The organism is Micromonospora citrea (assembly GCF_900090315.1).
In the GTDB taxonomy this organism is placed as follows: domain Bacteria; phylum Actinomycetota; class Actinomycetes; order Mycobacteriales; family Micromonosporaceae; genus Micromonospora; species Micromonospora citrea.
The window spans coordinates 387,746-405,538 of sequence record NZ_FMHZ01000002.1 but is presented as its reverse complement, the minus strand read 5'-3'; the positions used below and the strand labels follow the sequence as shown (position 1 = coordinate 405,538).

General features: G+C 72.5%; 15 protein-coding genes. 5 read left to right on the top strand and 10 right to left on the bottom strand.

All coding sequences use genetic code 11. The annotated features are described in order from the left end of the window. Window positions 1–6: 6 nt before the first annotated feature. The gene (locus tag GA0070606_RS02125; RefSeq protein ID WP_091094805.1) at window positions 7–957 is read right to left on the bottom strand and encodes an SCO2521 family protein; all 951 of its coding nucleotides are present in this window, start codon (window positions 955–957) and stop codon (window positions 7–9) included. A gap of 302 nt (window positions 958–1,259) precedes the next feature. On the opposite strand from GA0070606_RS02125, the gene GA0070606_RS02120 reads away from it, so the two are divergent. From GA0070606_RS02120 to GA0070606_RS02110, 3 genes are all read left to right on the top strand, one after another. Continuing rightward, on the top strand, window positions 1,260–5,474 hold the full coding sequence (locus GA0070606_RS02120) for a HEAT repeat domain-containing protein (protein WP_091094804.1): 4,215 nt from the start codon (window positions 1,260–1,262) through the stop codon (window positions 5,472–5,474). A gap of 200 nt (window positions 5,475–5,674) precedes the next feature. After that, a complete protein-coding gene (locus tag GA0070606_RS02115; protein ID WP_176737198.1) occupies window positions 5,675–7,483 on the top strand; it encodes a RyR domain-containing protein in 1,809 nt (602 codons plus the stop codon). Continuing rightward, on the top strand, window positions 7,473–7,985 hold the full coding sequence (locus tag GA0070606_RS02110; RefSeq protein WP_091094802.1) for a hypothetical protein: 513 nt from the start codon (window positions 7,473–7,475) through the stop codon (window positions 7,983–7,985). The genes GA0070606_RS02115 and GA0070606_RS02110 overlap by 11 nt, the downstream gene beginning before the upstream one ends. Window positions 7,986–8,418: 433 nt before the next feature. Here the strand turns inward: GA0070606_RS02110 and GA0070606_RS02105 are convergent, their stop codons facing one another. Continuing rightward, on the bottom strand, window positions 8,419–9,159 hold the full coding sequence (locus GA0070606_RS02105; RefSeq protein WP_091094801.1) for a hypothetical protein: 741 nt from the start codon (window positions 9,157–9,159) through the stop codon (window positions 8,419–8,421). Window positions 9,160–9,233: 74 nt separating this feature from the next. Then, window positions 9,234–11,414: a hypothetical protein gene (locus GA0070606_RS02100; RefSeq protein ID WP_091094800.1), complete on the bottom strand. Its 2,181-nt coding sequence runs from the start codon at window positions 11,412–11,414 to the stop codon at window positions 9,234–9,236. Between GA0070606_RS02100 and GA0070606_RS32325 the strand changes: the two genes are divergently transcribed. Beyond that, on the top strand, window positions 11,392–11,559 hold the full coding sequence (locus GA0070606_RS32325) for a hypothetical protein (RefSeq protein ID WP_176737197.1): 168 nt from the start codon (window positions 11,392–11,394) through the stop codon (window positions 11,557–11,559). The genes GA0070606_RS02100 and GA0070606_RS32325 overlap by 23 nt on opposite strands. Window positions 11,560–11,821: 262 nt before the next feature. On the opposite strand, the gene GA0070606_RS02095 is transcribed toward GA0070606_RS32325, so the two are convergent. The 6 genes from GA0070606_RS02095 to GA0070606_RS02070 form a co-directional block, all read right to left on the bottom strand. Then, window positions 11,822–13,069 carry an RNA polymerase sigma factor gene (locus GA0070606_RS02095; RefSeq protein WP_091094799.1) on the bottom strand — a complete coding sequence of 416 codons (1,248 nt, stop codon included), beginning with the start codon at window positions 13,067–13,069 and terminating at the stop codon, window positions 11,822–11,824. A 71-nt stretch (window positions 13,070–13,140) separates the two neighbouring features. Then, window positions 13,141–13,491, bottom strand: coding sequence for a YciI family protein (locus GA0070606_RS02090; RefSeq protein ID WP_091094798.1), 351 nt, complete (start codon window positions 13,489–13,491; stop codon window positions 13,141–13,143). Window positions 13,492–13,684: 193 nt separating this feature from the next. Beyond that, entirely contained in the window at window positions 13,685–14,047 is a 363-nt protein-coding gene (locus GA0070606_RS02085; protein WP_176737195.1) for an Lrp/AsnC family transcriptional regulator, read from the bottom strand. Between the two features lie 193 nt (window positions 14,048–14,240). Next, a complete protein-coding gene (locus GA0070606_RS02080) occupies window positions 14,241–15,197 on the bottom strand; it encodes a TerC family protein (protein WP_091094796.1) in 957 nt (318 codons plus the stop codon). Between the two features lie 196 nt (window positions 15,198–15,393). Then, the gene (locus tag GA0070606_RS02075; RefSeq protein WP_141721521.1) at window positions 15,394–15,606 is read right to left on the bottom strand and encodes a hypothetical protein; all 213 of its coding nucleotides are present in this window, start codon (window positions 15,604–15,606) and stop codon (window positions 15,394–15,396) included. Window positions 15,607–15,762: 156 nt separating this feature from the next. Then, a complete protein-coding gene (locus tag GA0070606_RS02070) occupies window positions 15,763–16,329 on the bottom strand; it encodes a dihydrofolate reductase family protein (RefSeq protein ID WP_091094794.1) in 567 nt (188 codons plus the stop codon). A 447-nt stretch (window positions 16,330–16,776) separates the two neighbouring features. On the opposite strand from GA0070606_RS02070, the gene GA0070606_RS02065 reads away from it, so the two are divergent. Continuing rightward, window positions 16,777–17,229: a nuclear transport factor 2 family protein gene (locus GA0070606_RS02065; RefSeq protein WP_218105940.1), complete on the top strand. Its 453-nt coding sequence runs from the start codon at window positions 16,777–16,779 to the stop codon at window positions 17,227–17,229. Between the two features lie 62 nt (window positions 17,230–17,291). On the opposite strand, the gene GA0070606_RS02060 is transcribed toward GA0070606_RS02065, so the two are convergent. Continuing rightward, entirely contained in the window at window positions 17,292–17,594 is a 303-nt protein-coding gene (locus GA0070606_RS02060) for a hypothetical protein (RefSeq protein WP_091094793.1), read from the bottom strand. Window positions 17,595–17,793: the final 199 nt, after the last annotated feature.

Genomic DNA, 17,793 nt, shown 5'->3' with positions numbered 1-17,793 from the left:
GCGCCCTCAGCGCCCGCACGGCTGCCGGACCGCCACCCGGTCGGCCAGGTCGCGCAGCAGAGCCATGTTGTTCACGCTGATCTGATCGCGGATCCAGTTCACCGACGACTTCCACTGCCGGCTGAACCCGGGCACCTGCTCCAGACGGTCCCAGACCGGCCGCAGCCGCGGGTGGACCCGGGCGCCGGGCAGCCAGAGGTGCAGCAGGTGTTCCAGCACCGGGCGCAGCCGCTCGATGTGCTCCTGCCCGGAGGCCGGCCGGGTGACCGCGGCCTCCACCAGGGACGACAGCATGGTCAGCAGCCAGTCGTGCAGCGCGAGGTCCTCGCAGAGGCCGGCCACGGCGGCCGGCACGTCCTGCGGGCCGACCACGAGTTCGACCGTGCGCAGCGTGGGGGAGTCCACCGTGACCACCGCCGAGACGTCCCGCTGGGGGTCCACCTGCGCCGTCCAGCGCAGCCGGGTGCGCGCCGCACGCAGTGGCGGGTGCCGGTCCAGCAGGTCGGACATCTGCACGCCGTCGAGCACCCGGCCGGTGATCGCCTCCAGGTTCAGCACGTCCGCGTTGTTGCCGCGCAGGAAGCCCGCGCTGAGGTCCGCGGCGTCCAGCTTGCCGACCGTCTCGAGGACGCCGGGGTTGGCCAGGTAGTGCGACCAGGGCCGGCGCCGCTCCCCGGCGACGACCTGGATGACCGAGGACGCCTGCACGATCCGGCCACCGGTGACGATGGCCCGGGTGACCACCGCACCCACCCCACGGAGCTGACGCTTCCTGGCGCTGGGCAGCCAGCAGTCCACGCCGGTGCGGACGTCGGGCGACACCGCGTAGAGCGAAGGGCGCCGGGAGGTCAGCACGACCTCGCCCTCCACGAGGCTGAGCACCTCGGCGCTCTGCTCCTGGGCCAGCGCCGTGCTGTGCTGCAGCAGGCTGGTGTGCACCTCACCCACCGTGAGCATGGCTTCCTCCGCATCGCCGGCACCGGTCCGCGGTCGCCCCGCGGAACGCGGTCCCATGGTGATTGACGTACACCGCCGTGACCCGCACCGACACGGATCCGTGCGGAATTATCCACACTCCTCGCGAGCACAGGATTCGGTCCGGCCGGATCCCTATCCGTCCTGCGGACATCATAAACCCACCGTTCGCGGGAATCCCATGCACGGCGGGGGTCGTGGGCGTTCCCGGGCCAGTGGAGATGTGACCGCGGCTGATATTTTCATTGGTGCGGTCGCCAGTCACCCCCTGGAGTTTGCCGTTCATGAAGGTCTACATTTCGGCCACGCAAAAGGACCTGCTGGAATATCGTGCTGCCGTGCACGTCGTGGCACGTCGTCTGGAAATCGAGGACGTCGCCATGGAGGCGTACGGGGCCGACATCCGGCCCCCGCTGGAACGCTGCCTTGCCGACGTGCGCCGCTGTGACCTCTACGTGGGGCTGTTCGCCTGGCGCTACGGGTTCCGGCCGCCCGGCCAGGAATCCTCCATCACCGAGCTGGAATACCGCGAGGCACTCGCGGCCGGAAAGCCGTGCCTGATCTTCCTGCTCGCCGAGGACACCCCCTGGCCGGTCGACATGATCGACCGGGACGCCGACTGGCAGCAGATCCTCGCGCTGCGCCGGGAACTCAAGGAACGCCACCTCTGCGCCTTCTTCTCCGGCGTGGACGACCTCTCCGCCAAGGTGACCATGGCGCTGGCCGAGGTGCGCAGCGGCCGGTCCCCGGCACGCGAGCCCGCCGACCCCGACACCCACCTGCCGGAGGCCGTACGCAATCAATACCACAAACAGTTGGCGCTCAGATACCAGGCCGTCGCGCTGGACGCGGTCTCGCCGCGCCCCACCATCGGCTACCTCACCGTCGGGCTGCCGAAGATGTTCGTGGAGCCCCGCGTGCACGAGGACACCCGACCCGAGATGCCACTGGCCTGGTGGCGCTGGGCCAGCTCCACCACCGACGCCGAGGCCGGCGGGCTGCCCGGGGTGGTCGACCCGGAGGAGGTGGAGCGGCTCTGGGAGGAATACGCGGCCAAGGACGCGCTGGCCCTGTTCGACGTGGTGTGCGACCCCGCCAGGCGGGCCGTCGTGCTGCTCGGCGACCCCGGCTCCGGCAAGTCGGCGGCCGCCCGTTACCTCGCGCTGGCGCTGGCCGGGGTCTGCGTCGAGCCCCGGCTCGCCGCGCTGGACCGACACCTGCCCGTCCTGGTCGAGCTGCGTTCCTACGCCGCGCACTGCGGCGACGGGCGATGCGACGGCCTGCTCGACTACGTGGGCCACCGCCACCAGCAGGGGCTGGCCGGAATCGACCAGGGTCTGCTGGAGGCCTACCTACGGCAGGGCGGCCAGGCGCTGTTCCTGTTCGACGGTCTGGACGAGGTGTTCGACCCCGCACAACGCGAGGAGGTGGCCGCACAGATCGCCACGTTCGCCAGCGAATACCCGGGGGTACGGACGCTGGTCACCTCCCGGGCCGCCGGATACCTGCGGCACACCTTCGCCAACGCCGGCTTCGACCACTTCACCCTCGAGGACCTCGACGACGAGCGCATCGCCCGGTTCCTCGACAACTGGTACCGCTACGTGATGCCCACACCCGCGGTCGAGGCCGACCGGCAGCGGCGGCAGATCCTCGACGTGGTGCGCAGGTCCCGAGCGATGCACGAGATCGCCGGCAACCCCCTGCTGCTGATGCTCATGGCGATCGTCGGCCGCGGCCATCCGCTGCCCCGCAACCGGCACCGGCTCTACGCGCACGTCACCGACGTCCTGATCTCCGAGTGGGACGTGACCAAACAGCTGCGGGAGAGCCACGGCGACGTGCCGCTGCTGGACCTGCAGGCGAAGCGCCGGCTGGTGCGCCACCTCGCGTACTGGATGCAGTTCCGGGAGTCCGGCCCGGCCGGCAACTACATCGAGTCCGACGAACTGGCGCGCGTCTTCCGGGACCACCTCGTCGCGTTCTACGGTTTCGAGAACGAGCGGGCGCTCGCCATGGCCTACTCGATGATCGAAAAATTGCGACAGCGAAGCTTCATCCTGGAAAGGTACGGACTGCGACTGTTCGGGTTCGTGCACCGCACGTTCCTGGAGTTCTTCTGCGCAGAGGAGATCGTGGACAGGTTCGAGCACGATCCGGACGCCTGGGGCCTCGACAAACTGCGCGCGCTGTTCCGGGAGCACTGGGCCGACCCGTCCTGGCGGGAGGTGCTCCGCCTGGTCGCCAGCGCCCTGCCCGCCCAGACCGCCAACGACCTGGTCACCCTGCTCGCCGCCGAGGCCAACCAACCCTGGCCGCCGCTGAACCTGACCGGCCCGCCGTGGAACCTGGTGCTGGCCGCGCAGTGCGTGGCCGAGGCGCCGCAACCCGCCGAGCTCGCCGGCGCCGGCGACGCGGTGCTGCGCCAGGTCGTGCGGCTGGTCGAACACGGCATCTCCGCCGACGACCCCAACCTGGTGGAACTCACCGAGCAGGAGCTGCTGCCATCGATCCGGGCGCTCGGCCCGAGCTGGCCCGGCCGCGAGACCTTCCTGCACTGGTACCGCCGCCGCGGCGTGCGGACAAGCTGGCGCTCCGGCTCCACCTTCGCCACCCGCATCGCCGCGGTGCTCTCCACCGCGGAGGAACAACTGGAGGAGCTGCTGGTCCACGAACTCGGGCAGGGCCGCGAACGGCAGGCCCACCTTACCCTGGTGGCGGGGCTGGCCGAGACCGCCGGCAGGGTCGACACCACCGGCCGCAGCCGCCGCCGCTGCAGGGACCTCCTGCTCGCCCAGGCGCGGGCCGAGGTCTCCACCGCCGTGCGGCAGGCCGCCGTACGGGCCCTGGTCGCGCACTTCGGCACCGACCCCGACCACGTCGACGTGCTGCGCGACCTCTCCCGCTCATCCGACCTCGCGGTGCGCGCGCTGGCGGTGCAGTCCCTCGCCGGCCGGACCGAGCTGTCCGAGGACGCCCGCCAGGTGCTGGCCGACGCCGCCGACGACCCCGCCGCCGCCGTACGACGGGCCGCCGCCGCGGTGCTCACCACCCGCTGCGCCGAGCTGCCGGACGCGCCCGACACCCTGCAGCGCCTGCTGGCCACCGACACCGACGCGGGCGTGGTGAAATGCGCGCTGCAATGCCTGCTCGCCATGCCCCAGCACGCCGAGACCGCCCGCACCCGCGCGCTGCAGCGGATCACCGGCGACGCCCCCGACGAGGTACGGCGCTGCGTGGTGACCGAGCTGCTGCCCGGGCGGCCCGGCCCGGAGGACACCGAACTGCTGCTGAAACTGGCCTGCTCCGACGCCTCCGCGCGGCTGCGCGCGGTCGCCGTGCAGCGGCTGGCACTCGTACCCGACCCCGAAGGGCGCTGCCGAGCCCGCCTGATCGACCAGATCGAGCAGGACGAGGACGCCGCCGTGCGTGCCGCCGCCGTCACCGCCCTCATCGACCGCGACCGCGCCGACGACACCGCGTGGGCCGTGGTGGCGCACGCGGCCCGCACCGACGACGACGCGACGGTGCGCCTCGCCGCGGTGCGCGCGCTGGCCGAGGCCTACCCGGACCTGCGCACCGGAGAACTGCTGCTGGAGAAGGCCGACCGCGACCCCACCGCCAGCGTCCGGCTCGCCGCCGTCGACCTGCTCACCGGCCGTCCGCTGCTCGGCCACGCCACCCGTGACCTGCTCATCAGCCGTGCCTCCCAGGAACGCGACGCGATCGTCCGGCTACGGGTCACCCTCCGCCTCACCCGCCTCACCGACCCACCCGACCCCGAGGTGCTGGAGTGCCTGGCCGAGCAGGTCAGCCGCGACCCCGACCCGAACGTGCTGCGCGCGGCGGCCCAGGCCCTCGCCCGCCACGGCGACTCCGACGCCCTGACCGAAACCCTGTGCCGGCGGGCTCGCCGGGACAGCTACGTCGGCATCCGACTGGCCGCCGTGCAGACTCTCTGCGCGCACGGTGACCCCGACGTGGTGACCGACGTGCTGCTGGAATGCGTCGACTCCGACACCGACCCCGCCGTCTTCGACGCGGCCGTGTGCTGCCTCACCGAACGCGGCTCGGCATCCATGACGGTGACACTGCGGCTCCTGCGCCGCCTGGCCGACCAGGACCCGGCGATCCGCGCCCGCATCGCCGCCGCGCTCGGCGCGCACTTCGGCGCCGACCCGGAGGTCCGGGTGCTGCTGGTGGGGCTGGTCCGCGACGACCCGGACCTCGAGGTCCGGCGCCGCGCCGTGGAACAGCTCGGGGCCACGCTGGCCGGCCGGGTAGGGGTACAGGAACTGCTGCTGCGGCTCGCCGACGACAACGACTGGGAGATCCGCCGGACCGCGCTGCTCGGGCTGACCCGCCACTACAGCAGGGACAGCCAGACCCGGCTCGTGCTCGGGCGGCTCGTCCGCCAGGAGGACGACGGCACCGTGCGGCGGCTGGCCGGGCAGCTGCTGGCCGCACTGCCCGACACCACACCCGACGACTTCCCGTGACCGCGCCACCGGGGCGCCACCGCCGCGCGCCCCACGGCCGGCGACCCGCACGGCACCGCCGCCGCTGAGCAGGCCGACCCGGACGGTACGCCGACCGTGGCTCCGCCCGCCGCCTGCCCGCCGCCCGCGACCCGCCCGCACCGGCCCCCGGGACGCGCCGAGCACCGGCTCGATCGACCTCGTCAAATACCATGAGGCCCATGACGGACCCGGTCGCCGCCCCGCGCCGCCTGGTCGAATGGTGGCTCCGAGCCGTGTTCGGAGTCATCGGGCTGGCCGCCTTCATCCTCGGCTACATCGGCTTCGACCGTCTGCTCAAGGCCCGGCCGGACACCGCACACGACCGGTACGACGTGCTCTACTACGACCTGCAGTTGTTCGTCTTCGGCGCCGAGCCCTTCCAGAACGCCGGGCCCTACCCGTGGCAGTTGCAGGTCGCCCGGTTCGCCGCCCCACTGTTCACCCTCCTCGCCGTGGCCGAGGCCAGCCGCCTACTGCTCGCCGCCGAGAGCCGCCGCCTGCGGGCCCGTCACGCCCGCGGCCACGTCCTGGTCTGCGGCGACTCCCCGTTCGCCCACATGCTCGCCGACCGGCTCTTCGCCGACGGCGAACGCGTGGTCGTGGTCCGCTCCGAGCCGTTCGGGCCGCTGGAATACCGCCTGCGCCGGTACCTCGGCGTCATCGGCGACCCGGCCAACCCGCAGGTGCTGCGCGGCGCCGGCCTGTCCCGGGCCCACACCATCTACGCCTGCAGCGAGGACGACGACCGCAACCACGCGATCGCCAACACCGCCAGCCGCCTCGTCCAGGACCGTCGGCAACCGCCACGGGTCTACGTCCTGGTCCACGACTCCGAGATGTGCCTGTCGTTGCAGGCCCGAAGACTCGGCGCCGCCGGATCCAGCCGGCTGCGGTTGGACTACTTCCACGTCGACGACGTCGCCGCCCGCGCCCTGCACCGGCACCACCCGCTGCCACACGAGGCCGGCCAACCCACCAAGGTCCTCATCGCCGGCAGCGGCGCCTTCCGCCGAGCCCTGCTGGTGGAGACCGCACGACACTGGCGGGCGCGCCGGGCCGACCCCCCTCCCGGCCAGGTCGTGCCACCCCTGCAGGTGGACCTGGCGGCCCCGGACGCGGCCACCGAACTCGCCGTCGCCGCCTCCCGCTACCCGTTCCTGACCACCGACTGCCAGCTCACCGCGTACAACCTGGACCTCGACGGCCTCGTCGAGCTCGACCAGCTCGACCGCGACCGCTACGACCGCATCTACGTCTGCGCGCCGGAGGAGACCAGCGGCCTGCAGTTCGTGCTGGACACGCCCGCGCTCTGGCAGAGCGCCGAGAGCGCGGTCTTCGTGCCCGTCTACCAACAGGCGGCGCTCGCCGCCGCCTTCCACGGCGACTCCCGCCACGACCTGCTCGACGAGGTGCACGGCAAGCTGCGCCTCTATCCGGTGCTGACCCGCGCGTGCGACGCCCGGTTGATCGCCGAGGACCTCACCGAGCGGCTGGCCCGGCTGATCCACGAGCGCTACCTCCAGGCCCAGCTCTGCGCCGGGGTACGCCCTGGTGACGCGCCCGCGATGGTGGACTGGTCGCGGCTGCCGGAGTCGCTGCGGCGGGCCAACCGGGCCCACGTCCAGGACATCGCCGCGAAGCTGTTGAGTCTCGGGTGCGTCGTGGCGCCCCGCCGCGGCGGCACCGGTTACGCTTCCGCCGCCGGGCAGGTCATCGACGACCGGATCGAGGAACTCGCCCGCCTGGAGCACGAACGGTGGTGCCGGGAGCGGCGAGGGGAGGGCTGGACCTATGGCGAGCCCCGCGACGACGCCCGGCGGCGCCACCCCGCACTGCGGCCGTGGGACGAGCTGCCCCCCGCCGTCCAGGAGCAGAACCGCGAGGAGATCCGGGCGCTGCCCGACGTGCTGTCCGACAGCGGTTTCGAGCTGATCCGGCTGGCGCCCGCGGTACCCGCGCAACGAAGAGGACCAGGAGATGCCGGCTGATCCCGCACCGGTGCGCGTCGGCATCACCGGGCACATCAACCTCACCCGCGACACCGAGGTGCTCGTCGCCGAGGCGCTCCGCGTCGAGTTGCGGCGGATCAGCGACCGGCCGGTGCACGGCGTCACCTGCCTGGCGGCCGGCGCTGATCAGGTCTTCGTGCGCACGATCCTGGACATGGGCGGCACGTACGAGGTGGTGCTGCCGGCCCGCGACTACCGGACCGCCGCGATCGGCCAGGAGAACCGGCCGGCCTTCGACGAGCTGCTGGCCCGGGCGGCGGCGGTCGTGCACACCGGCTTCGACCGTTCGAGCACCGCCGCCTACGTGGCCGCCAACCGGGAACTGGTGCGCCGGGTGCAGCGGCTCGTGGCGGTGTGGGACGGCGAACCCGGCTGCCACGCGGCGTCGACGGACCGGACCGTCGACTGGGCGCGGCGCCACGGCGTCCCGACGACGGTCCTCTGGCCCGCCGGCGCCCGCCGCACGGTCCTCGGCGACTGACCGCCCGCGACGGCCGCGACGAGAGCCGTAATCGTCGCGGCAGGGCGGCGTCCCGGGCCCCGCGAGCCGCACCGCCGCGACGGTGCCCGCCCCGGGTGCGACCGGGACGGGCATCGCCGCCGCCACCGGGACGCCCCGCTCAGGCGCCCGCGCCCCGGACGGAGACGCCGTGGCTGGTGGACGCGTACGCGTAGGTCACGTCGCCGTCGAACCGGACGTGGTACGTGTACTGCCCGCCCACCGGGGGCGTGTCGGTGATGGTGGACGAACCGTCGGCGGCGAGCGGCGCCAGCGGCAGGTCGGTCCCGACGGAACCACTGCTGTTGGTGTGGACCGGCCGTCAACGGCGTACGCCTGTGGTCGGTCGTCGCCGACCGATGCGACGTGGCGGTACCGTCTGCCGCCCGCACCAGCACCACCTGGTCACGCGCCCTCAGTCGAGGTCCGCGCAGGTCCGCTCGTGTGGCAGCAGCGGCCGGACCACCAGGCGTACCCGCTGGGTCCCGGCCTGCCAGCGGGTCGCGCCACCGGCCGAGCCGACCCCGGTCCGCAGTGCCGCCAGCGCCGCGCCGTCGACCACGTGGCACGGTCGTCGGGGTGCGCCGTCCATCGCGGACAGGGGCACGCCCAGCGGCCAGGGCCGCACGTCGGAGTCGTCGTCGACGTCGGCCACCACCAGCACGGCGGCCCGCTGCGGCAGGTACTCCCCGGCGTCCACGCCGGCGGCAGCCGCCGCGTCGGCGAACGCGATCGTGTCGCCCCGGTCGCCGGTCTCGCCGGGCGACGGCTGCCGCACCGTCGTGGCGTACGTGCCGTCGGTCGTGGTCAGTCGCACGGTGAGCACGGCCGGGTCGGTGGCCTGCCGGGGATGGTCACGGTCGGCGAAGAGGCCCGCCTCGGCTGCCCTTTCGAACAGCGCGTCGACCTGCGCCGCCGAGAGCGTCCGGCGTCGGCCCGTCAGCAGCGCGCCACGGTCCTCTCCCCGGGTCACGGCGGTGCCGTCGCCGTAGAGGGTGAACGTCGGCAGGGCCCACTGCCCGGCGCCGGCGGCGAGACCGTCGCGCCGGTCGACCTCGACGATGACGGTCTGCGCGCCGGTCGCCGGCCGGGGCGCCGGCCGGTCACCGCAGGCGGTGAGCAGGAGCACCGCGCAGAGCAGCAGGCGTCTGGTCATCACGGTATGACGCTCCCTGTCCCGTGCGGGTTCCGGCGGAGGCCCGAACGGGCGCCCGCCGGAACCCGTGCCGGTCAGGAACGGGTCAGCGTGTAGGTGCCGCTGCCCGCGCGGTTGACGACGATCACGCCGACGCAGCCGTCGGCCGGTGCCGTGTACCCGAGGGACTCCGGCTGGCCGGCCCCCGCCCCGGTGGCGGCCGCCGCGCTCGCCCGGTCGCGCACGTACGTGGCCGGCGCACCCGCCGTCGAGGACACCACGAACAGTTCGGCGTCCTGGCTCGGATCGCCCGGCGTGACGGTGAACGTCACCTGCTGGCCGGCGGTCAGGCACGAGTTCCAGACCGCGACCACGTCACCCGCGCCCATCTGCCGCTTGGCGGTGTCGACAAGTGTCTGCCCGCCGTCGGCCAGTTCGATGGTGTACGCCCCGGTGCCGCTGACCCGGTGCACCCGGGGGTAGTAGTCGCCGAGCGGGCGCCGTCCGGCATTCGAGTCGACGGCGACGAAGTCGGTGGCGTCCCCACCGAGCAGACTCTCCTCCAGTCGCTGGGTCTGCGCCCGGTCGTCGAAGACCGTCAGGTCGTCGTCGGCGCCCGCCGGTGGGCGGACCGCCACGACCGACCACGCCTCGTGCCGCGTGTCGTACCGGAAGTTCTGGTCGTTCGGCGGTGTCGTGGCGCTCACCTCGGTGCCGTCGGTCAGGCCTCGGCGGAACCCGTAGTCGATCGTGTTCTGGAAGAGCGATCCCAGCGCCAGGTCGCCGACCTCGTGGCCGTCCCGGCCGCGTGCCGACCAGTAGGCCGCGAAGCTGGTCACCCGATGGTCCAGGAACGTGTTCCAGACGTTCGTCAGCGAGTCGGCGTAGGCGTCGGTGCCCTCGGTGCCGGTGTCGAGCAGGTCCCAGATCGCGCCGGCGACGCGCCCCTCGACCTGGTCGCCGTCGTCCCAGCCGGCGGTGCCCCACGTCGCGGTGTCGATGTTGCCCCGACCGGGCAGGTCGGGCTCGTTGAGCACGGCGGCGCCGAACCAGTCGGCGAAGCCTTCGGACCAGGCGCAGGCCGGGCCGGAACGGCGGGTGACGTAGTGCGGGCTGCACTCCGCGCCGATCTGCGGGTAGTTGTCCTCGTAGACGTCGTCCATGACGCCGTGGCCGAGTTCGTGGATCACCACCCACGGCGTGTCCGGGTCGGCGGCGAGCAGCCGCACCTCGTCGTCGCCGGTGTCGTAGTAGGTGCCGTCGGTCGAGCCGGGCTCCCACTCGATGTCGATGTTCTGGCAGCTCTCGTCGCGCGAGTCCCAGCAGTCGCCGGGCGTCCAGGACAGGGCGTCGTCGGCGGTGTCGTAGGCGTGGAACGCCGGCATCAGAGTCGGGTCCGCTATGTGCAGCCGCCCGTAGTCGTACGTGCGGCCGTTGCCCAGGTTGTCGCGCGTCGTGCTGCGGAACGCGTACGCGTCGTCGTCCGAGTCCTCGACCTTGTACTGCGTGCCCTCGGTGACCGCGCGGACGTACACGTCCTGGCCGCCGCCGCCGATTCCGTCGTCGTTGCCGAAGCAGGCACGGTAGGCGCCGTTGGCGTCGGTGAGGCCGGCCGCCAGCAGGTCGTCGCCGAAGTTGTCGTCGTCCCACACCTGGTACTGCAGGTTCTTCGACGGGTGCCAGGCGCCGTTGTTGTCGCTGTAGTCGAAGCTGCCCGTGACGCAGGTGACCTGGGTGGGCGCCGGACCGGGCGAGGGCACGTCGTCGCTGTGCGGCGTGGGCAGTCCGGCGGTGCCGGCCGGGCGGTAGGGGACCGCCGGGTTGGCCGGGCCGGCCGGTGTGCCGGCCGGGGTCTGCTCGGCCGCGGCGTCGCCGTCGGCCTTGCCCAGCCGGGACTCGCGGGCCGTGGCGCCGATGGTCACCGGTACGTGGATCTCGTGGCTGCCCAGTACGGGTCCACCGGCGGACGTGGCCTGCGCCCGCACCACCGTCGAGCCGGCACCGGTGGCGGTCAGGTCGATCCGGTAGCGCAGGGCGCGTCTGGGTGTCGCGTCGACGGTGGTGCTCAGGGTGGTGACCTCGCCCGCGTCGGACGGTACGCGCGAGGCGGTCCGGGTCGAGGTGAACCCGGCCGGAGGAGTGGCCGGGGTCAGGGCCGCCGGCAGCGCGACCCGGATCCGTAGGTCTTCGATCGCCACCTGGGTGTCGACGGTGACGGTGAGCCGAGCGGCCTGCCCGATGGCCGGTGCCCGGTTGAGCGCCGCCGTCACCGTCACGCAGCGCAACCACTCCGAGCGGGTCGGCGCGCATTCCGCGCCGGGCTGGCCCGTTGGTTTCGGCGCGGCGGTGGCCGGTGTGCCGGCGCTGGCGGCGATGATCAGTGCGGCGACGGCGCTGGCGAACCAGGCCGTCGTGCGGTGACGCGGTGACTTGCGGTGGTGCATGTGTCCTCCCCGTGCTCCGCGTTGCTCCGATGGTCGGATCCGCCGAAGGGGTGGTGGGCACGATGCCGGACGCCACCGCGACCGGCCGTCAGGCGGCACACAGGGGTGCGCTGATCAGCGTGGACGCCGTCCCCGTATCGACGAACCTCGACAAGCTACCAACCGGCTTAGATCCATTGGGGTCGATGTCGCCCAGGCGACAGTCCGGCGGTGGTCAGCTCATGCCGACGGCGTGCGCGTCATCCCACGCAACCGCCCGGCCGCTCGATCGCGTTCAGCCTGCGCCGGAGCAGGTCCCGCTCGGGTGTGGTGCCGGCCAGTTCGATGGCCCCGCGGTAGGCGACGGCCGCCTCGGCGTGCCGGCCGGCCCGGTGCAGCAGATCGGCCCGGGCGACCGCGTACGGGTGGTAGCCGCGCAGCCGCGCCTCGCCGGACAGCTCGTCCAGCAGCGCCAGGCCCGCCTGCGGGCCGTCGCGCATCGCCACGGCGACCGCCCGGTTCACCGCGACGATCGGGGATCCGGTAAGGGCCAGCAGCACGTCGTAGAGCGCCGCGATCTGCGGCCAGTCGGTGGTGGCCACGTCGGCCGCCTCGTCGTGCAGCGCGGCGATGGCCGCCTGCACCCCGTAGGGACCGGGCCGCCCGCCGCTCAACGCGGTCCGGACCAGCCCGACCCCTTCGGCGATCATGGCGTGGTCCCAGCGGCTGCGGTCCTGATCCGCCAACAGGACCAGCTCACCGTCCGGTCCGGTACGCGCGTCGCGCCGGGCGTGGACGAGCACCATCAGGGCGAGCAGTCCCGCCACCTCACGCTCGCCGGGCAGCAGCCGGCGAAGTATCCGGGCCAACCGGATCGCCTCCTCGGCGAGATCGACGCGCTGCAGCCGCGGGCCCGCGCTCGCCGCGTACCCCTCGGTGAAGATCGAGTAGACCGACTGCAGGACCCCCGGCAGCCGCTGCGGCAACTCGTGCGCCGCCGGCACCCGGAACGGGATCCGCGCCTGGCTGATCTTCTTCTTCGCCCGCGTGATCCGCTTGGCCATCGTCTCCGTCGGCACCACGAACGCCCGCGCCACCTCGGCGGTGGTCAGCCCGCCGAGGAAGCGCAGCGTGAGCGCGCCACGGTCCTCGGCCGCCAGCGCCGGGTGCGCGCAGGTGAAGAAGAGCAGCAGCCGCTCGTCCGGCAGGTCGCCGTCCGTGCCCGGGGGCGGTACCGGCCCGGCCCGGTCGGCCTCCACCTGGAGGATGGCCAGGCGTGCCGCGTACGCCTGGTCGCGGCGCAGCCGGTCGATGGCCCGGCGCCGGGCCGTGGTCATCAACCACGCCCCCGGCCGGGGCGGAACCCCGTCGACCGGCCAGGACACCAGCGCCGCCTCGATCGCCTCGGAGGTGACCTCCTCCGCCAGGTCCAGGTCGCCGAAGCGGCGGGCCAGGGCGGCCAGCAGCCGGCCGCGTTCCTCGCGGAACACCGCTGCCACCAACTCCATCGGCGTCCCGTGTGACCCCGCCGATGCGCCGGCCGGCGATCCGGCGCCGGCCGCCCCCGCGTCCATCGCGGTCAGGCCCCGAACTCGGCGACCGGCCGGACCACGACCGAGCCCTCGCCGCGAGCGCCGGGGCAGCGGGCGGCCCAGTCCAACGCGGCGTCGAGGTCCGGCACGTCGATGACGTAGAAACCGCCGAGGACCTCGCGCGTCTCCGCGAACGGCCCGTCGGTCACCACGCGCTGGCCGTCCGACCCGACACGCACCGTCGTGGCCGTCACCAGGTCGGCCAGCGACTCCCCGGAGACGAAGATGCCGGCCTCCCTGACCTCCTTGTCGTACGTGATCCAGTCCTCGACGGTGCAGTCGCCGTTCGCGCCGTTCCCGTCCACCGCACCCGCATTGATCAACAGCATGTACTTCATGATTCAGCTCCTCTTCGGCGTCGTCCTCGTGCGGCGGCGGCCGCACGCAAGCACTACGAACGAGATGCCGCCGGATGGACACACCCGCCAGAAAATGTTCGACGGCCGCGTCCGCGCGCAGTCGCTCCGATGCGCCCGTCGGCGCGTCGGAGCACCGTAGCGCGGGGCGGCGACAGGTCCGACCAGCGGGCGCCTACCGCCCCGGCCGGTCGGGCCGTCGTCGTCGACGCCCACGCGTGGTGTTCTGGTGCTGTCCCGGCGTGACGATGCGCCCGTGTCGCAGGCGCAGGCCGGCGCGTTCGACGGCACGGCCGACGAGGGTGGTGTCGACGGCAGTGACCGGCAGCTCGGCCAGGGCGGTGGAGAGGAAGCGGTAGAGAGCGGCCGGGTCGGAGGAGAAGACGGCCGCGAGAAGGTCGGTCGGGCCCGTGGTGACCGCGACGGCGTGCACGCCGGGACGGGCGGCCAGGGCCGTGCCGACGTGAGGCAAGGCTCCCGGCGGGACGCTGAGCCAGAGGTTGGCGTCGACCTCGAAGCCGAGCAACCGAGGATCCACGACCGTCTGAGGGTGCGCCGAGCCGGTGGCGGACAATCGCCGCCGACGGCACCCCGCACACCTGGGACAGCCACGGGATCGTCGCTGCCGGCCCGGCCTGCGTCCCGCGCTGCTGGCCCGTGTCTGACCTGCCCGCGCGGCGACCACGGCGCACCGCGTCAGGGGCGGACCTCCCAGGCCGCCTTCGCCGTCGTCAAGGGCGGGCGGGGGTGTGGGGCTCGGCGGTCGCTGTCGGCTGGCTTCGGGTCGCGGCGAGGCTCCAGCCGATCGAGATGGCGAGGGTGGCGACGATGACGCCGAGGGTGAGCGGGATGGGTAGCTTGCCGACCGGGGTCTCGGAGAGGATGAGCTTTACGCCGGCGAAGGCGAGCAGGAACGCCAGGCCGTAGTGCAGGTGCACGAAGCGGCGTAGCAGCCCGGCGAGGCAGAAGTAGAGGCTGCGTAGGCCGAGCACGGCGAAGGCGTTGGCGGTCCAGACGACGAACGTGCTGGTGGTGATGGCCAGGATCGCGGCGACAGAGTCGATGGCGAAGATCAGGTCGGTGGCCTCGACGGCGATGAGCACGACGAACAACAGGGTGGCGACGCGGCTGCCGTCGACGCGGGTGAAGAACCTGTGGCCGTGGTAGCGGGCGTCGGTGGGGATGAACCGGCGGACGAGGCGGACGATGACGTTGCGGTCGGGGTGCACCTCGGCGTCGTGCTTGAAGGCCATCTTCCAGCCGGTGTAGACGAGAAAGGCGCCGAACACGTACGCGGTCCAGAAGAACGTCTCCAGCAACTCCGCGCCGAGGAAGATGAACACCAGCCGAAACAGCAGGGCACCGATGACACCCCAGAACAGCACCTTGTGCTGCACTGACGCCGGGACCGCGAAGTAGGTGAAGACGAGGGCGAAGACGAAGACGTTGTCGATCGACAGCGCCTTCTCGATCAGGTACCCGGCGAAGTAGGTGCCTGCCACGTCGCCGCCCTGCCACAGCCAGAGCAGCACACCGAAGGCGAGGCCGGCGGCGATCCAGATCGTCGACCAGATCGCGGCTTCACGGAAGCCGATGACGTGGTTGTCGCGGTGGAGGAACAGGTCGACCGCCAGCATTGCGGCGATCGCGACGGTCAGGGCCAGCCAGGCCCACCAGGGTGCGGACATGTGACGGGTTCTCCCTTCGGCCATGCCGGCGCCGCCGCGCCGACGAGCAGGCCGAAGGTCTCCCCAGATCGCCTGGGGGTCAGGCGGTTCCGCGTGGCCGGGACCCGACTGGATCCGTACTGACGGCCGACGCGCCCTCTGGGTGGGTACTCCCCTTCAAGCTACGATTGATTATTCGCGAATAGCAGTTCGGGTGTCAAGGGTTTGGGGAGGGCCCGCCCGGCCAGTGCGCCGGATCGCGCCGGGGGAGCCGGCCGAACTCGGCCCGCCAACCGCTGGTCGGGTGAGGTTCGCCGTGGAGGCCGAGGCCCCACACCCGCTCGGACGACCACTCGTCGAGAATCCGGCCGACGTCGGCCTTCAGGCGCTCGGCCACGTCGAGCCACGGGCCGGTCAGGCGCACGTGCAACTCACGGAACGTGTCGGGGTCCGGGCCGGCGAACAGGGCCTATGGCGACTCCGGTCGGTCGACGGTGTCGTCGCTCGCTCTGCCGGTGTCGTTCCAGCAGTCGGTCGCGGGCGCGGATGCTGGCGGCGAGGTCGCCGCAGTGGTGGGCGGCGCCCGCTACGAGCTGTCCTTGACGCCGTAACGCAGGTACACCACACCGTTGCCGAACCTTCGTTCGTCGAGCAGTTCGAGGCTGGCGCGCGCGTCGGCGGGGAAGAACGGCTGTCCGCCACCGACGACCACCGGCGTGACCACGAGTTGGTACTCGTCGACCAGCCCGGCCCGGACCGCGTGCCCGGCCAGGTTCGGTCCGTCGACGGTGAGGTCGAGTTCGGACTCCGTCTTCAGCTTCCGCACCGCCTCCGGGTCGAAGGTCCGCTCGACGCGGGTCCGCTCGGTGGACACGCTGCGCAGAGTCGTCGAGTAGACGACCTTGTCGGCCGCTCGCCAGATCTGCGCGTAGTCGAGGGCGAACGGTGGCTGGTCCGGCACGGTGTGGGCGGTTTCCCAGTAGGACATCACCTCGTACATCCGGCGGCCGTGGAGGTAGGTGCCGACGGACCGCATGCGGTCGTTGATGAACCTGTGCGTCTCCTCGTCCGGGGCGCCCCAGCCGAAGTTGCCGTCCCGGTCGCTGACGTAACCGTCGAGCGACGTGATCATCAAGTAGATCAGCTTGCCCATGCGGGCCTCCTTGCCTCGCGGCGGGACCGTCTGCGACTCGCAACCGGTTCGCTGACCGTATCGGTGACTGCTTGCAAAGTGCAACCAGCGGTTGGGGAGCTGCAGCCCCAGCCCTCACGTCTGTCGAGAGAGCAACTGCCATCCGCGCTCCTGCCATGGCTCGTCACCACGCCGAAGCGCCGCAGAGGCGCTCGGCCTCCGATAGACGGACGTCGAGGCTCCTCGCGCCTTGCCCACGCACTGCACGGTGGGGCCAACCGGGCACAGGGCGATCCGGCTCACCACGAATCTCCGAATCCGTAGCGGCCCGCACGCCATGGAACGCAGCCGGCCGACCTGGTGAAGCGCGAAGATGCCGCTGCGCCGGCACTCGGGTGGGCCGCGCCGACACAGCGCGACGGCCGATTTCCGCCAGCGCGGCGAGGTGTCACGGGGCAGTGTGGAGCCATGATCAAGCCTTCGACGACGACCGCCCTGGCGGTGCTTCAGGGAATGTACGCGGCCGAGGCCGAATACCTCGCGGCAGGCGGGCCGGGAACCGCGGACTTCGCGCCGCTCGCGCCGTTCTTCGCGCAGGACGTCGTGCTGCACCAGGCGACGGCCCTGCCGTACGGGGGCGTCTGGCGGGGGCATGAGGGCCTGGAACGGTTCTTCCTCGCCATGAGCCGGACGTGGGACATCTTCGAGATGGTCGAGCAGCAGTTCCTGGCCACCACGAGTCCCCTCGTCGTGCTGACCCGCGTGCATGCGCGTGCTCGCGCCACCGGGGAGGAGCTCGACTTTCCGATCCTGCAGACCATCACCGTGGAGAACGGAAAGATCAGCGAGGTCCATCCCTTCTACTGGGACACCGCCGCGATCGCGGCCGCCTGTACGCCACCCCCGCCGGACGGTCGCTGACCGACCGGCCGGTACGAGGGAACGAGGTGGACGCGCCCGTTGTCGCCGGGCGTGGGAGTCGGTCAGGCCCTTGCCGTCCGGGTCCAGCAGTGGGGCCGTTCCCCGTCGTCGGTCTGGCACACCGTGACGGTCACGCTCGTTGCCTCGGCGATGTCCAGGTCCAGGGTCTTCCTGCTGCCCGCACCGGAGGTCAGCGTGATGGCGTTCTGGTGCCTGGTGCTGCCCGCCCGCCACGTGGCGCTCACGTGGATGCCCCGGCCGTCGGCGGCGTCGTCCTGCGCGTACAGCAGCTCGTCGCGCGCCGTGAAGGTGCCCTGGCCCATCGCGTCACCGTTGTCCTGTGCGTACACGACCCAGCAGTTCACGCCGCCAGCGTCATCTGCGGGAAAGGGTTTTGACGCACGAGTGGACGCGAGCGGTCCACCACGGGAGTTCGCCACCGGTCACCGCGAGGTCGGCGAGCGCCATGCCGTCGTCGCGCCGGTGCAGCCTCCCACCGCCGCCGCGACGATCGCTCACCGTGACTTCACAGCGACGGCGACCAGGTCCCTGGTGCCGGCCGGA

Coding starts and splice junctions, on each gene's coding strand:
- GA0070606_RS02095 (WP_091094799.1), bottom strand. CDS start 13,069: ATGGAGTTGGTGGCAGCGGTGTTCCGCGAGGAACGCGGCCGGCTGCTG.
- GA0070606_RS02090 (WP_091094798.1), bottom strand. CDS start 13,491: ATGAAGTACATGCTGTTGATCAATGCGGGTGCGGTGGACGGGAACGGC.
- GA0070606_RS02115 (WP_176737198.1), top strand. CDS start 5,675: ATGACGGACCCGGTCGCCGCCCCGCGCCGCCTGGTCGAATGGTGGCTC.
- GA0070606_RS02065 (WP_218105940.1), top strand. CDS start 16,777: ATGATCAAGCCTTCGACGACGACCGCCCTGGCGGTGCTTCAGGGAATG.
- GA0070606_RS02080 (WP_091094796.1), bottom strand. CDS start 15,197: ATGTCCGCACCCTGGTGGGCCTGGCTGGCCCTGACCGTCGCGATCGCC.
- GA0070606_RS02125 (WP_091094805.1), bottom strand. CDS start 957: ATGCTCACGGTGGGTGAGGTGCACACCAGCCTGCTGCAGCACAGCACG.
- GA0070606_RS02110 (WP_091094802.1), top strand. CDS start 7,473: ATGCCGGCTGATCCCGCACCGGTGCGCGTCGGCATCACCGGGCACATC.
- GA0070606_RS02120 (WP_091094804.1), top strand. CDS start 1,260: ATGAAGGTCTACATTTCGGCCACGCAAAAGGACCTGCTGGAATATCGT.
- GA0070606_RS02070 (WP_091094794.1), bottom strand. CDS start 16,329: ATGGGCAAGCTGATCTACTTGATGATCACGTCGCTCGACGGTTACGTC.
- GA0070606_RS02105 (WP_091094801.1), bottom strand. CDS start 9,159: ATGACCAGACGCCTGCTGCTCTGCGCGGTGCTCCTGCTCACCGCCTGC.